Origin of the sequence: Tabrizicola caldifontis (assembly GCF_004762095.1) — a bacterium.
Classification (GTDB): domain Bacteria; phylum Pseudomonadota; class Alphaproteobacteria; order Rhodobacterales; family Rhodobacteraceae; genus Tabrizicola; species Tabrizicola caldifontis.
The window spans coordinates 20678-35375 of the sequence record NZ_SIJH01000020.1; the positions used below are offsets into that span (position 1 = coordinate 20678).

Below are 14698 nucleotides of genomic sequence, written 5' to 3' on the forward strand. Positions count from 1 at the left end.
CGAGACCAGCACGGAACCGACGCGGACAGCAAGGCCGTCAGCCTCGTCCGCTTCATGTCTTAATTTTCGCGCTTAATCGTTATGGTCATCAGCTGGAACATTTCAGTCGCTCGGTCAGCGGAACTTTCCGCTTGTCGGCCCTAGAGGTCCAAGATTTCATTCACCAATGGAATCGCACCGACAGCCGCCTGGAAGCAGGCCTGCGCCGCGACCACCGCGCAGCGCCTGGATGCAAGGCAGTTACCCGGCAGAATCCGCGAGCGACCTCTGGAACAGAACGGCCGGCGAACGCCTGCGGGTCGCACCCGTTGAGCTGGGCCGGGCGTCCGTCAGCCGCCAAAGCGCCGGATGTCGGCCGTCACCATGCCGCCTGATCCGGCAGGTATTGCAGCCCCCGCTGCGGAGCCTGAACGCCCCACGCTGAAGGCCATCGCCGCCGCGACCGGCCTGACCGTCGTGACGGTCAGCAGCGCGCTGAGGGATGCGCCTGATATCGGGGAAAACACCAAGCGGCGCGTGCAAGAGACTGCCGAACTATTGGGCTACCGCCCGAACTGCGTCGGTGAGCGCCAGCGCACGGGCAAGACCAATGTCATCGCCCTGGCCCTTTCGACGAAGGCAGACGTGATGAACCATACCTCGAGGCTGATCTGTTCCATCGCCGATGGGCTGCGCGGCACGGCCTACCACATGGTCGTCATGCCCCATTTCCCCGATCAGGACCCGATGGACCCGATCCGCTACATGACCGAACACGGCTTTCCCGTCACGACCCACGGCCGGACGGACATGTGCCTTGATAACCCCTATTTCGACTTTGACAACGAAGCCTTTAGTTGCCTTGCGATACGCACGCCGTCCCAGCGCGGCAGGCGGCGGCTGATGCTGGTCGCCCCACCCCGCTCGCATCTCTATGCCCGGCACATGACCTGCGGCTTTTCCGACAAGGCCGCCCTTCTGTGCCCGCCCTTCCAGCTGGCCGGGCGTGTCACCTCGGACAGCGCTGGAGACGCGATCGAGGAGGAAGTCACCCGCCGCCTTGCCGAACCGGACCCGCCGGAAGGGCTTGTAGTAGGTTCGACCACCGCCGCGATGGCAGTCATCGCGGGTGCCGAGCCGACGGGTCGTGTGCTTGGGCGGGATTTCGACGTCGTGGCGAAAGAGGTCATCCCGATCCTGCGTCGCTTCCACCGCGACATCCTGATCGTCCGCGAGGACGTGGGCCGTGCCGGGGATTTCCTGGCCCGGGCCCTTGTGGCAACAATCGAGAAACGGACCCTTGCGGACCGACAAGGGCTTGAAATGCCCGAAAGGGTGGAATGGGGGCCCGGCCCCCGAAAGGGAGGTATACCATGAAGACGATCAAGGGCCCTGCCCTGTTCCTTGCCCAGTTTGCGGGCGATGCTGCGCCGTTCAATTCGTGGACGTCGATCACCGCCTGGGCGGCCGACTGCGGTTATGTCGGCGTGCAGGTGCCCAGCTGGGACGGCCGGCTGTTCGATCTGGAAAAGGCCGCCGTGTCAAAGGATTACTGCGACGAATTCAAGGGTATTGCAGCCGAGGCCGGGCTTCAGGTGACGGAACTTTCCACCCATCTGCAGGGCCAGCTGGTTGCGGTACATCCGGCCTATGACAAGGCATTTGACGGCTTTGCGGCACCATCGGTGCGCGGCAACCCGAAGGCCCGGGCCGAATGGGCGGTGGACCAGGTGAAAAAGGCGCTTAACGCAAGCCGCAACCTTGGCATCACCGCCCACGCGACTTTCTCTGGTGCGCTGGCGTGGCCCTATCTCTACCCCTGGCCGCAGCGCCCCGCGGGGCTGGTCGAGGAAGCCTTCGACGAACTTGCCCGCCGCTGGCTGCCGATCCTGAACCATGCCGAGGACTGCGGCGTGGATATCTGCTACGAGATTCACCCCGGCGAGGATCTGCACGACGGCGTCAGCTACGAGATGTTTCTGGACAGGGTGAAGGGGCATGCCCGCGCCAACATGCTGTACGACCCAAGCCATTATGTCCTGCAACATCTTGATTATCTTGAACATATCGACATCTACCACGACCGGATCAAGATGTTCCATGTCAAGGATGCCGAGCTGAACCCGACCGGCCGGCAGGGCGTTTATGGCGGGTTCCAGTCCTGGGTGAACCGTGCCGGGCGCTTCAGGTCCCCGGGCGACGGGCAGGTGGATTTCGGTGGCATCTTCTCGAAACTGACGCAGTATGGCTTCGATGGCTGGGCCGTGGTCGAATGGGAATGCTGCCTGAAGCACCCCGAAGACGGCGCCCGAGAAGGTGCGGCCTTCGTCGATGCGCACATCATCCGGGTGACCGAGAAGGCCTTCGACGATTTCGCCGGCGCCGGCACCGACCGCGCCGCCAACCGGCGAATGCTGGGGCTTGGCGACTGAGCGTGGAGGCGGGGGGTTTCACACCCCCCGCACCCCCTGTGGGATATTTACGAACGGAAGAAGGACAGAGGGAGAGACATGCCCATCGACGCCGCCCATACCGCCCGCCCCGAACGTCTGCGCCTTGGCATGGTTGGCGGGGGACGCGACGCCTTCATCGGCGCGGTCCACCGCATCGCCGCGCGGATCGACGACCAGTACGAGCTGGTCGCCGGTGCCTTTTCGTCGAACCCGGAAAAGGCGCTTGCCTCGGCCGCCGACCTGGGCGTGCCGCGCGCCTACACGAGCTTTGCCGAGATGGCCGCGAAGGAGGCCCGGCGCAAGGATGGGATCGACGTGGTCGCGATCGTGACGCCCAACCACATGCACGCCCCCGTGGCGATGCAGTTCCTCAAGCGCGGGATCCATGTGATCTGCGACAAGCCGCTGACCGCAACGCTGGCCGAGGCGAAGAAGCTGGCGAAGGCGGCCGAAGACTCTGGCGTCGTCTTCGCGCTGACCCACAACTACACGGGCTACCCGATGATCCGGCAGGCCAAGGCGATGATCGCGGCCGGGGAACTGGGCGAGCTGCGCGTGGTGAATGTCGAATACGTGCAGGACTGGCTGACCGAACCGGTCAACAACAAGCAGGCCGAATGGCGCACCGATCCGGCGCGCTCGGGCGCGGGCGGGTCCACTGGCGACATCGGAACGCATGCCTTCAACCTGGCGAATTTCGTGACCGGGCTGACACTGGACAAGCTTGCCGCCGACCTGACCGCCTTCGTCCCAGGCCGCAGGGTCGATGACAACGGCCATGTGCTGCTGCGCTACAAGGGGGGGGCCAAGGGCATGCTGTGGTGCAGTCAGGTTGCGCCCGGAAATGAAAACGGGCTGCGGCTGCGTGTCTATGGAACAAAGGGCGGGCTGGAATGGGCGCAGGAGGATCCGAACTATCTGTGGTTCACACCCTTGGGCCAGCCAAAGCGCCGGATCACGCGCGGCGGCGCTGGATCGGGGCCCGAGGCCGCGCGCGTCACCCGCGTGCCGCCCGGCCACCCGGAAGGCTATCTGGAAGGCTTCGCCAACATCTACAGCGAGGCCGCCCGTGCCATCCGCGCCGCCAAGGCCGGCGAACCGGTGCCGGAGGGCACCACATTCCCCGGCCTCAAGGAAGGGCTTGAGGGCGTGGCCTTCGTCGATGCCTGTGTGCGGTCATCGGCCCAGAATGGCGCCTGGGTGAGCCTGAACCTGTAGGGTGGGTTGATGATTGATGGCTTCGTCACTTCTCGCCGGTGCCTATGACGGGAAAACGAAGCCGAGCTGCGAGGGGTTCCGTGCCCGGCGCCGGGCATGGCTATGCCTGAACGCCGGCCGATCCGCGGCGGAAAGTCCCCCATGCCGTCCCCGTACCGGCGGGGATGGCCGGCGCTGCACCTCCACAGGGACGGAAACCGAAATCGCAATGACTTCAGATTTCACCCTGACGATCTTCAGACATTGCGCGAGCTTACGTCTGACCGCAGCCGCGCCCTCTCGCGCTGGAGCCAGAGGGCCGTCAGGATCAGGGGAGCATTGCCGATCTCGCCCTTTGCCACTGCGTCCATCAGCCGATCGAAAGGGACGAGTTGCCCCCGGATGTCCTCGGCCTCGTCCTCTTGGCCGAAGATCCCGGCCACCCCGTCCGGCAGGTCGCAGAGCGCGATGAAGGAATAGACGAACTCGGTGACCGCGCCGGGCGAGGGGTAGTAGTCGGCGACCTTTTCCAACCGGCCGAGCACAAGGCCCGCCTCTTCCACCGCCTCGCGTCTTGCGCAGTCCTCGGGCGTCTCGCCCGGATCGATGCGGCCCGCAATCGCCTCCAGCTGCCAGGGAAGCGGATCGCCACGCCCCAGTGGCCCGACCCGGAACTGTTCCACCAGAAGCACCCTGTCGCGCAGGGGATCATAAGGCAGCACCGTGACCGCATCGCCCATGACGAAGAGTTCGCGCCGGATCGGCGGGCACATGGACCCGTCGAAGCGGCGGTGGGTCAGTTCAAGCACCTCAAGACCGAAGAAACCGGCATGAACATGACGACGGGCGCTGACGCTTGCCTCACCGCTGCCAGTTCGCAGGATCCGCCCGGCCGCATCTGCGGCGCGAACCCGGCTTGCTGCCGCGACACGCAAGGCACCCATCCTGCCTCGCATCACCTCGGCCGGGATCTGACCAAAGCCTGACATGACAGCCTGGGCCAGCGCCAAAGCCTCTGGCCCGCCCGTGCCGAGGTCCAGCACCGACCCGCCAGCGGCCGCAACCGGGACCAGCCCCATCACTTCGGCATAGTATTCGGCCCGCCCAGGCTCGGTCCCGACCAGCGCCCTGAGCTCGGGATCTCCCTTCAGCCGTAGCCCCGTCATCAGCGCCAGCGGCGGTTTGCGTTTTCGGTCAGCACCCCGGCGATGCCCCCACCGACGACCATGACTGCCATCACGCCCACCGACAGCAGCGCCTGCGATCGCTCCATCATGCGGCGAAAGACGTCGATGATCGCCTCCATCGGCCCGTCATAGCGCATCCGCACCGATTGCTGCAGCATTTCGTATATGCCGGACAGCAGAAGCGCGAAGAAGACCAGAACAATCACCGTCTTCCAGCCCGAACCAATTGCCTCGAGATAGCCCTTGCCGACCGACGGGCCCATCACGCGCCAGCCGACGATTGCACCCAGCAGACCCGTCAGTTCCCGGAAGAAGCCGACAGACTGTGCCTCCGGCATGTTCGTCACATAGGCGTTGGCAATCAGCCAGCCTACGACTGCAAAACTGACTGCGGCCATGGCCTTTGCGCCGGTCGGCATCGGGGTCGCCATCTGCTCACCTCAGGTCGGTCGCGTCACCGTAATCTGCGTCACATCGCAGTTTCCACCCTGGAAGGCACCCGCGCAAGAGGCGAGGTAGAAGTCCCACATCCGCTTGAAGCGGTCGTCGAAGCCGAGCCGTTTGACCTCGGCCCAGCGTTCGGTGAAGGTTTCGTGCCAGCGCCGCAAGGTCAGGCTGTAGCTTTCACCGAATTCGATAGAATCCCGGACCTTCAGACCTGCCTTCTCTACCTCGGCCCGAAGGACGGAAGGCGCCGGAAGCATGCCGCCAGGGAATATGTATTTCTGAATGAAGTCGACGCCCTTGCGATAAAGATGCCAGCGTTCGTCGGCAATCGTGATGATCTGCAAGGTGGCGTTTCGGCCGGGCTTCAACCGCTGGCGCAGCGTGTCGAAATAGACCGGCCAGTATTTCTCGCCCACGGCCTCGAACATCTCGATCGAGGCGATGCCGTCATAGATGCCTCGCTCGTCGCGGTAGTCCTGCAACTTGATCTCGACCCGGTCCGACAAGCCTGCCTTCGCGATCCTTTCCACAGCATAGTCATGCTGCGCCTGGCTGATGGTCAGACCGGTGACGCGCAGGCCGCGCTCTCCCGCGGCGTATTCGGCAAAGCCCCCCCAACCGCACCCGATTTCCAGAACGTGATCGCCGGGCTGTACACCGATCCGATCAACCATGCTGGCATATTTGCGCCGTTGCGCGGTTTCCAGGCTTTCCTGCGGGTTCTGGAAGATGGCCGAGGAATAGGTCATCGTCTCGTCCAGCCACAGCCGGTAGAAATCATTACCCAGATCGTAGTGATACTGGATGTTCTTCCGGGCCTGCCGTCTGGTGTTCGATTGCAGCCAGAACCGCAGCCGCTCATAGGCCCGGACAAGGCCAAGCCCTGGATAGCTGTCGCCGACCGGGTTGTTCGCAGGCCGCTGGATCAGGTCAAGAAAGGCCTGCAGGTCGGGCGTTGACCACCAGCCATCCAGATAGGCGTCGCAAAAGCCCAGATCACCCTCGCGGATCAGACGGGCGAACAGATCGGGGTGATGCACCACGATTTCTGCCGCCAGGCCCGGAGCCTTGCCTTCGATGCGGAACCGCCGCCCGTCGGGCAGCACGAAATCCAGTCGCCCCTCACCCAGCCGCGAGGCCACCTCGAAGGCTTTGGCGAAGTAGCGCGGCAGGCCGGCCTGGCCCTTTACTGTCGTCAGGATGTCCATCGACCCTCCCCAAGGTCATCATCGCCGTTCACTTTCACCAAAGCAGCCGCCGCACTCAAGCCTTTCGTGTCGCATATGCCGCAAGGGCACGCGCGCGACCTTCGGCAAGGTCAACCAACGGCGCAGGATAGGGCGCCTTCGGGTCCAACCCCCACGACCGCGGCACAGCCTGGAAAAAGGCCAGCGCCTCTGGCCCAGGCGCGCGCGAAAGTTCCGCGACGAAGCGGCGGCGATAATCGCCCCCGGGATCGAACTTCTCGGCCTGGCCGGCAGGGTTGAACACGCGGAAATAGGGGGCCGCATCGGGGCCGCAGCCTGCAACCCATTGCCAGCCCATCGCATTCGCCGCCGGATCCCAGTCGGTAAGGCAGTCGGCGAACCAGTCGAGGCCAAGCTTCCAGTGCGTCAGCAGATGCTTGGTCAGGTAGCTGCCGGCAATCATCCGCGCCCGGTTGTGCATGGTGCCAGTGACATACATCTCGCGCATTGCCGCATCGACGAAGGGTTCGCCGGTCATGCCCATGCGCCAGCGCTCTGCCTCGGGGTTGTCGCCGCGCCAGGGGAAGTCGTCCCATTCCGGCTTCCAGTTCCTGGTAGTGATGTGGGGCGTATGATGCATGAGATGGTAGCTGAACTCGCGCCAGGCGAGTTCACGCAGGAAGCTTTCCGCACCGGCCTTGCCCTCGTCCCGGGCCCGCAGGCCGGCATGCCAGACCTCGCGGATGCCGATCTCGCCATAGGTCAGGTTCTCGGACAGGCGCGAGGTTCCTGCCACCGCGGGAAAATCCCGCATTTCGGCATAGCGATGCACCGGCCCCGCCAGGAACGCCGCCAGCTTTTCCCGCGCCGCCGCCTCGCCCACAGATTGATGGGGCAGCACCACAGATGCGCCGCGGTTCATCGCCGCGCCAAGCCGCCAGTCCTCAAGCCGATCACCTGCCGGACTGCTCTTGGCTCCCCGCAGGCGTGTCGGTGCCGCCTCGGGGGCGACCACGGCAAGACCGCGCATCGCTTTCCAGTAAGGCGTGAAGACGCGGTAGAATCCCCCTGCCCCGGTTTCGATCTGCCATGGCTCATGCAGAAGATGTCCGGCGAAACTGCGTGCCTCAAGCCCGGCAGCCTTCAGCGCGGCCTTGACCGCAGTATCGCGCGCGACCGATGCCGGATCATACAGCCGCGACCACCATACCCCGCCGGCGGCCGTCTCTTGCACGAGGGCGCGTAGCACCTCCAGTGCCGGTCCCCGCCGCAGGACGAGCCGCAGTCCCAACCCGTCGAGGGCCCTTGCAAAGGCCGCGACCGCCAGCCCCAACCGCCACTTCGGCGCCGCGCCCAGCGCCTCCGTCTCCGGGTCGAGGATGAAAACCGGCGCGACAGGCCGGCCCGAGGCCGCCGCCGCCGCAAGCATCGGCTGGTCCGCCAGCCGCAGATCGCGGCGGAACCAAAGGATCAACGTGCTGTCAGACATGCCCCGAACTTTCCAACGTTAAGGCTACGCACTGAAAACCAATCCAGATCAGGTTGCGGGCAAACTCTTTCTCTTCTGCTCAGGGGGTGTGGGGCGTCATGACCCCATCGCCGATCCTGCCGCGCATCGCGCGCAAAGGCGGCAGGCACGTGGGCCTGCGCGCCCTTTCCTTGCCGGATCGATGCTACAGCAATCGGTCCAGCGCCGCGATCAGGCGCCCGACCTCTTCGGCGCTGGTGTAATGCACTGCGCTCATCCGCAGGACGCCCTTGTCCAGGTCGATCCCCAGTGCCTGCAGGGGCCGCACGGCGTAGAAATCGCCTGCCCAGCAGGCGATACCGTGGCGGCCCAGCTCTTCGCTGGCCGGTTCGGCAGGTCGGTCCAGTTCTACCGCGACGGTGGGGGCGCGGCGCGCGGCGTCACGGGGCCCAAGCAACCGCAAGTCGTTGCGCTGGCCAAGATAATCCAGCAGGGGCTGGATGACCGCCACTTCCTGCGCCCGCATCAGGTCGTGCACACCACGGTTTCGCGCAGCCGCTTCGCCCGTGATGCCGTGCCGCGCGGCCAGAGCATCTATGTAGTCCGCCATGCCGGCACAGGCCGCAACCTGGGCATGGTCGGGCCCGGCCGGGGTATGACGTTTGTAAAGCACCCCATGATTGAAGAAGTGCGCCTGCCCCGGCAGCTCGAACCCGAAGTCCTCGCGGATCACCATGATCCCCTGATGCGGACCATAGGTCTTGTAGGCCGAGAACAGATAGACGTCGCATCCCAGTGCCGGAATGTCCGGAAAGCCGTGGGGGGCATAGGACACGCCGTCCACGACCGTCCGTGCCCCTGCCGCCCTGGCCATGGAGCAGATCGCCGCCACATCGTTGATCTCGGCGATCACGTTGGAGCAGTGCGGGAAGCAGACAAGCTTCACCTTCCCGTCCGCCAGCAACCCGGCCAGAGCCTGCGGGTCCAGCGATCCGGTCCCCCGGTCGATCTGCCATTCCCTGACTTCGATCCCCTCGTCGGCCAGGCGCCGCCAGACGCCGGAATTGGCCTCGTGGTCCTGGTTCGTCACAACCACGGCGCCGTCCGTGCCCGCCAGCCATTTCCGTACCGCCTGCGCCAGCACATAGGTATTCGCGCTGGTGGAAGGGCCGAAGGACACCTCCTGGCGCGAAACCCCCATCATCGCGGCCAGCCGGGTCCGGGCCTCGTCCATCTCGGCCCCGCCGGCCTGCGCCCCCGGATAGGGCCCGTAGGGCTGGACCTTCCGGTCACGGTAGAAACGCGTCAGCCGCTCTACCACCTGGATGCAGGGGTAGCTGCCCCCGGCGTTTTCGAAAAAGGCGTGGGTGGACAGGACCGGCGACGAGAAGGCCGGAAATTGCGAACGAACGAAATCGAGATCCAGCGCCACGGGGCGGCCTCCTGCATAGGGCCGCCGACCGGGGACACCCGCGCGCGACAGGCGGGATATCCCGGTCCGCGGCAGGTCTTCCAGCCAGATCCGCCGATTTTTCCCGGCGGACCAGTGGCGGCATTCAGCCAGCCACGGTGAGACGCCTAACATTCCGGTCGCGCAACCGCAAGTCCGGCTCCTGCCGGGGCAAAGCTGCCCGAATTTGCGACAGATGACGCATTTTTCCGCGTCACCACAGCCGACATGCGCGTTTGCCCTCTTGTTCTTTCCGCGTCCAGCCGCCACCTTCCACATGTCGGGCCGCCTTCCCGGACCGCGCGAGCCAACACAAGGCGCCACCGAATGGCCGCCACTACAGAGGAGTGACGATGTCTCGCCTGCCCATTAGCCTTCTAAGCGCCGTGTCGGTGCTGTCGCTGTCTGCGGCGGCGCATGCAGCCGACCCCGAACTCACCGTCCTTGACTGGGCGGGCTGGGAAATCGACGGGATGCTGCAACCCTATGTCGACAAGCATGGCCAGAAGCCGACCTATGTGTTCTTCGCCGATGACGATGAAGCCTTCCAGAAGGTGTCTTCCGGCTTCAAGGCCGATGTCGTCCACCCCTGCGCCGCTGCCGTTCCGCGCTACATCGAAGCGGGGCTGATCGAACCGTGGGATGTTTCGAGAATTCCCGAATTCGCGAATATCCCGTCGCGCATGGCCGATGCCTTCAGGGACGATCAGGGCGTGTGGTTCATTCCGACCGACTACGCCTACACGGCCATCGCCTACAACGCCGAGACGGTGCCGGCCGAGGATGTGGCGACCGTCCAGGTCTTTGCCGACCCGAAATATGCCGGCCGCATCGCATTGCCCGACAATACCGATGATGTCTGGTCGCTGGCTTTCATGGCGACCGGCACCACATCGTGGGAAAATGTTACCGACGAACAGTTCCAGGCTGCGGCCGACTGGCTGCGCAAGGTGCATCCCAACGTCCGCGCCTACTGGGCCGACCCTTCGGAACTGTCGCAGCTGATGGCGTCGGGCGAGGTGCAGGTTGCCTGGTCGTGGAACGACCCTGTCGCGATCCTGCAATCGGAGAACTTCCCCGTGGGCTTCAACCGCGCTCCGGCCGAAGGCGCGGCCACCTGGTTCTGCGGCTTCGTCAACATGAAGAACGGCCCCGGCTCCGAGGACAAGGCCTATGACCTGATGAACTCGCTGCTTGCGCATTCCTCGGCCCAGCCGCTTCTGGATGCGATCGGCTACGCATCGGCGAACGACGCGGCCATGGCCGGGATCTCGCCTGAGGCGCTGGCTGCTGCCTTCGTCGATCCGATCAGCACGCCGCTGTTCGTGCAGGATCCGCCCTCGACCGCGATGCGCGACCGGATGATCGAGGAATTCGAGATGATCAAGTCGGGCTTCTGAACGCCCTGCCGCTGGGGCTGTCAGGCGCATGAAACAGGACGCCCGGGGAACACCCGGGCGTACTTTTTCAATGGTGCGGCATCGGTTTCCGGCGGTTTCCGATGCTGCCGTGATGGACCCGGCATCAGCGAAGGTGCCTTGGGGAAGCCGGAACGCCGGACATTCACTTCAACGTCCGCGATCCCGATGACCCCGGATCGGCAGGTCTGGAAGTTGCCCAGCATGGCCAGGCAGGCCGAAGCCCAGATGCCAAAGGCCAGCCTCGGCCGCGCGGCGGATAGAATCAGACCGGTTGTCGGTGCCGACCCGCACGCGCGCCGATCGTCAGGCCGATGGCACGGCCGAATGTGGAGGAGAACACCAGCGTCTCGAGGTTCTGGCCGATCTCATCACCGTGCAGCCAAGGTCCGCGGGGCGAGGCGCCGGATGTTCAAGCTCTGCCCATCCTTAAGGGCTGCCTGCCTTCGGGGCCATGCCGGGATGGCGCCGATACCCGCTGTCGGTGATCGACTTTCATCCGCACGCCCGGTTCGCAAAGGTTGCAGACCTGCATGGCCACCCCTGCCACTTGCATGAACATGGTCGCAGCCACGACACACCCCGCCTTGCGCAGCCCGCCCCCTGCCCCTATATGTAATGCCGTCGGGGGTAACCCCGACTATGGCGATAAACGCACCTGTAATAATCGGCTCGGACCCGGGGGCGGTACCCGGCGGCTCCACCAGACACCCGGCGTTGCGGGGGCATGGGGCCGAAATAGGATCGACGAACGACCAAAGAGGCCAGCTTTCGCCCGGTGAGCTACCACCGTTATCGGTGCATGAACACAGTTGCCAACGACAACCGTGCTCCGGTGGCGCTGGCTGCGTAAGCGGCTCGCAAAACCAAACCTAAGTCCTTCCGCTTAGCCGCGTAAGGCGGGGTTCGCAGGTACCTGGCAACAGAAACCTGCACCTTCCTCCTCCTCTCCCCGCTCCTCGATCGCCTCCGGCGTCTCGTCACCCCCGTCCGCGAGGAGTGACAAAGTCATCGACGAGCGGCTTGCCAGGACCCGCCCCCGCCGCCATCCTGCACCATGCTCCGCGCGGCCCTCCTCCTCTGCCTGACCGCCCCGCCTGTTCTCTCCTGCGAGACCGCACTCCTCTTGTCCATCGACGTCTCCGGCTCGATCGACCGGGCCGACTACCGGCTTCAGGCCGGCGGGCTCGCGGCCGTCCTGTCCGATCCCGGCGTCGTCGAAGCCCTGGTCCGGGATCAGGTCGCGCTGGCCGTGGTCCAGTGGTCCGGCGTGGCCGAGCAGGCGCTGGTCCTGCCCTGGGCGCGCATGCTGTCCGAGGCCGACGTGACCCGCTTCGCCGCCCGGGCCGGGGCGATGCCGCGCGCCTTCTCGGGCTCGGACACCGCCGTGGGCGAGGGTATCCGCTTCGCCGCCGCGCAGTTCGCCGCCGTGCCCGACTGCCACCGCCGCGTCATCGACATCTCTGGCGACGGTCAGGAAAACGCGGGCTTCACCGATGCCCGCGCCCGGGCCGAGGCGGTTGCGGCCGGCATCACCATCAACGCCATCGCCATCGCCATCGAAGAGACGGGCCCCGCCATCCCGATCACCACCTATTACCGGCGCTGGATCATCTCGCCCGGCGGCTTCGTCGTCACCGCGCGCGGCCTGCAGGACTATGCCGAAACCCTGCGCCTGAAACTCTTGCGCGAACTCGCCCGGCCGATCGGCTAATCCCCTGCCTTGCCTTGACCGGCACCCGTTGCCTGCATCATCCTGCCACCACGTCGTGCCGCGCCACCCGAAGGACATCTGATGCGCTTCCTTTCCACGTTCGCCAGCGCTTCCGTCGCGCTCGCGCTGTCGCCGGCCATGGCCGAAGAGCCACACCCAAAGCTGGGCCCCGATGCCGTTCCCGTGACCACCGATCACGCCTATCTGCGCACCGCGCCGGCCCCGGATTACTGGGCATTCTCGCCTTTCGTCAAACCGCAGTTCACCTCTTCGGCCTGTTCCATTGCCAGTGTGACTGCTGCGGTGAACGGGCTGGCGGGGCTGCCGCCGCTTGCCGAGGATGCGGTCATGACCCAGCCCGCGCTTTTGGAGGCCACCGGCATTCCCGAATGGGCCGCTCTTTCGGCAGAAGGCGGCGATGGCGTGACCTTCGCCCAACTCGAGCAGTTCACGGCCGCCGCAGCGAAGGCGCGGGGTCTGCCGCTCAAGGTCTCGAGCTTCAGACCCTTGGCCGAGGACGCGGCGACACTGGCGGATTTGCGCGCACGGCTTGTGGTCAACGAGGCCTCGGCCGATGACGTGGCGCTGGTCTATTTCAACCAGGGCGTCGTCACCGGCGACTGGGACGGGCCGCACATCAGCCTGATCGGCGCCTATGACGCGCAGAGTGACCGGGTGCTGATCCTCGAGGTCGATCAGGAATGGTATATCCCCTACTGGACGCCGCTACCGGTGCTTCTGAAGGCGATGCTCAAGCCGACCTCGGCCGAACATGGCCCGCTGGAAGGCGAAACCGGCGGGCTCGTGATCCTCGCCAGATAAGCCGCGCATCGTGCCCCCCTCGCTGCCCGAGCTGACACGCACCTTCGCGCGGATCGGCCTTCTTTCCTTTGGCGGACCCGCCGCACAGATCGCGCTGATGCACCGGGTCGTGCTTGACGAGAAACGATGGGTCACCGAGGCCGACTGGCTGCGCGCGCTATCCTTCTGCATGCTGCTGCCGGGGCCCGAGGCGATGCAGCTGGCCACCTGGATCGGCTGGCGGCTGCACGGCGTGAGGGGCGGGCTGATCGCCGGTGGGCTGTTCGTCCTGCCGGGCGCAGCCGTCATGCTTGCGCTGTCGCTGATCTACGCGGCAGTCGGGGATGTGCCGCTGGTTGCTGCGCTGTTTGCCGGCATACAGGCCGCAGTCATTGCCATCGTGATCGAAGCGCTGACCCGCGTCTCGCGCCGTGCTCTGAAGTCGCGCGAGGCCTGGCTGATCGCGACCGCAGCCTTTGTCGGACTGTTCCTGCTGAAGCTTCCCTTCCCGGTCATCATCCTTGCTGCCGCGCTATGGGGCTTTCTGCGCACCCCCACCGGCGACGGGAACTCCGACGTGACGGCTGCACCACCGATGCTTACCCGGTCCTTGCGAGTTGCGGGGGTGTGGCTTGCAATCTGGTTGTTGCCGCTGGGCGCACTCTGGGCCCTTGCAGCCGAACGCATCTTCGAAATCGGCACCTTCTTCTCGAAGCTCGCTGTCCTGACCTTCGGCGGGGCCTATGCGCTTCTGGCCTGGATGGCGCAGGAAGTGGTCGAAGACCGCGGCTGGCTGACCCTGACACAGATGATGGACGGGCTGGGCCTTGCGGAAACCACACCCGGCCCCCTGATCCTAGTGAACCAGTTCGTCGGGTATCTGGCCGCGCATCAGGTGGGGGGCTGGACCATGGGAATTGCCGGGGCTGCGGTAGCGCTGTGGATGACCTTCGTTCCCTCGTTCCTGTTCATCTTTGCAGGTGCCCCCTTCATCGACCGGCTGACCCACCTGCCGCGCCTGTCCGGCGCACTGGCCGCCATCACGGCTGCGGTGGTTGGTGTCATTGCCAACCTTTCGCTGTGGTTTGCGCTGAACGTGCTGTTCGCCAGCGTGCCCGAGGCAACCATCGGCCCCATCCACCTCATCTGGCCCGACCCCGCCAGCCTGCGCCCGCTGCCCGCGCTGATTGCTGCCGGCGCAGCCGTGGGGCTGCTATGGCGGCACTGGCCGCTGGTCTGGGTGCTTGCCCTATCGGCAGGCGCGTCGGCACTAGGGTCAGGACTCGTTCTCCATTCATAGCCAGAACATGACGGTTGCGGCGAGTGCGACGGCTGAGAGGAAGACCTTTGGGCAGCGGTCATAGCGGGTGGCAACCCTGCGCCAGTCTTTCAGCCGA

At 65.5% G+C, this 14698-nt stretch carries 12 protein-coding genes, 1 other RNA gene and 1 pseudogene; 8 read left to right on the plus strand and 6 right to left on the minus strand.

What is annotated here, in order from left to right:
- Window positions 1–348: 348 nt before the first annotated feature.
- The 3 genes from EYB42_RS15415 to EYB42_RS15425 all read left to right on the plus strand — a co-directional run bounded on the left by EYB42_RS15415 (window position 349) and on the right by EYB42_RS15425 (window position 3650).
- Window positions 349–1356 carry a LacI family DNA-binding transcriptional regulator gene (locus EYB42_RS15415; protein WP_135451015.1) on the plus strand — a complete coding sequence of 336 codons (1008 nt, stop codon included), beginning with the start codon at window positions 349–351 and terminating at the stop codon, window positions 1354–1356.
- Window positions 1353–2411 carry a sugar phosphate isomerase/epimerase family protein gene (locus EYB42_RS15420; protein ID WP_135451016.1) on the plus strand — a complete coding sequence of 353 codons (1059 nt, stop codon included), beginning with the start codon at window positions 1353–1355 and terminating at the stop codon, window positions 2409–2411. The genes EYB42_RS15415 and EYB42_RS15420 overlap by 4 nt, the downstream gene beginning before the upstream one ends.
- A gap of 78 nt (window positions 2412–2489) precedes the next feature.
- Entirely contained in the window at window positions 2490–3650 is a 1161-nt protein-coding gene (locus tag EYB42_RS15425) for a Gfo/Idh/MocA family protein (protein ID WP_240784217.1), read from the plus strand.
- A 236-nt stretch (window positions 3651–3886) separates the two neighbouring features.
- Here EYB42_RS15425 and EYB42_RS15430 read toward each other — a convergent pair whose 3' ends face one another.
- The 5 genes from EYB42_RS15430 to EYB42_RS15450 form a co-directional block, all read right to left on the minus strand.
- Entirely contained in the window at window positions 3887–4795 is a 909-nt protein-coding gene (locus tag EYB42_RS15430) for an NUDIX domain-containing protein (RefSeq protein WP_135451017.1), read from the minus strand.
- Window positions 4795–5247 (minus strand): TrgA family protein, encoded by a 453-nt coding sequence (locus tag EYB42_RS15435; RefSeq protein ID WP_135451018.1) that lies wholly within the window; start codon window positions 5245–5247, stop codon window positions 4795–4797. Before EYB42_RS15435 ends, EYB42_RS15430 begins: the two co-directional genes overlap by 1 nt.
- A gap of 9 nt (window positions 5248–5256) precedes the next feature.
- A complete protein-coding gene (locus tag EYB42_RS15440; protein ID WP_135451019.1) occupies window positions 5257–6471 on the minus strand; it encodes an SAM-dependent methyltransferase in 1215 nt (404 codons plus the stop codon).
- Between the two features lie 55 nt (window positions 6472–6526).
- Window positions 6527–7939, minus strand: a complete 1413-nt coding sequence (locus tag EYB42_RS15445) for a cryptochrome/photolyase family protein (protein ID WP_135451020.1) — start codon at window positions 7937–7939, stop codon at window positions 6527–6529.
- Window positions 7940–8123: 184 nt separating this feature from the next.
- Window positions 8124–9350: an aminotransferase class V-fold PLP-dependent enzyme gene (locus EYB42_RS15450; protein WP_167851046.1), complete on the minus strand. Its 1227-nt coding sequence runs from the start codon at window positions 9348–9350 to the stop codon at window positions 8124–8126.
- A gap of 371 nt (window positions 9351–9721) precedes the next feature.
- Between EYB42_RS15450 and EYB42_RS15455 the strand changes: the two genes are divergently transcribed.
- From EYB42_RS15455 to chrA, 5 genes are all read left to right on the plus strand, one after another.
- The gene (locus EYB42_RS15455) at window positions 9722–10768 is read left to right on the plus strand and encodes an ABC transporter substrate-binding protein (protein WP_135451022.1); all 1047 of its coding nucleotides are present in this window, start codon (window positions 9722–9724) and stop codon (window positions 10766–10768) included.
- Between the two features lie 601 nt (window positions 10769–11369).
- Window positions 11370–11723: a transfer-messenger RNA gene (gene ssrA, locus EYB42_RS15460) on the plus strand.
- Window positions 11724–11843: 120 nt separating this feature from the next.
- The gene (locus EYB42_RS15465; RefSeq protein WP_135451023.1) at window positions 11844–12500 is read left to right on the plus strand and encodes a DUF1194 domain-containing protein; all 657 of its coding nucleotides are present in this window, start codon (window positions 11844–11846) and stop codon (window positions 12498–12500) included.
- A gap of 81 nt (window positions 12501–12581) precedes the next feature.
- Complete coding sequence (locus tag EYB42_RS15470) at window positions 12582–13322, plus strand: phytochelatin synthase family protein (RefSeq protein WP_135451024.1); 741 nt, start codon at window positions 12582–12584, stop codon at window positions 13320–13322.
- A 10-nt stretch (window positions 13323–13332) separates the two neighbouring features.
- Entirely contained in the window at window positions 13333–14601 is a 1269-nt protein-coding gene (gene chrA / locus EYB42_RS15475; RefSeq protein WP_346763313.1) for a chromate efflux transporter, read from the plus strand.
- Here the strand turns inward: chrA and EYB42_RS15480 are convergent.
- Window positions 14596–14698 (minus strand): annotated as a pseudogene (locus tag EYB42_RS15480) (IS5/IS1182 family transposase); the annotation flags it as partial. The gene chrA and the pseudogene EYB42_RS15480 overlap by 6 nt on opposite strands.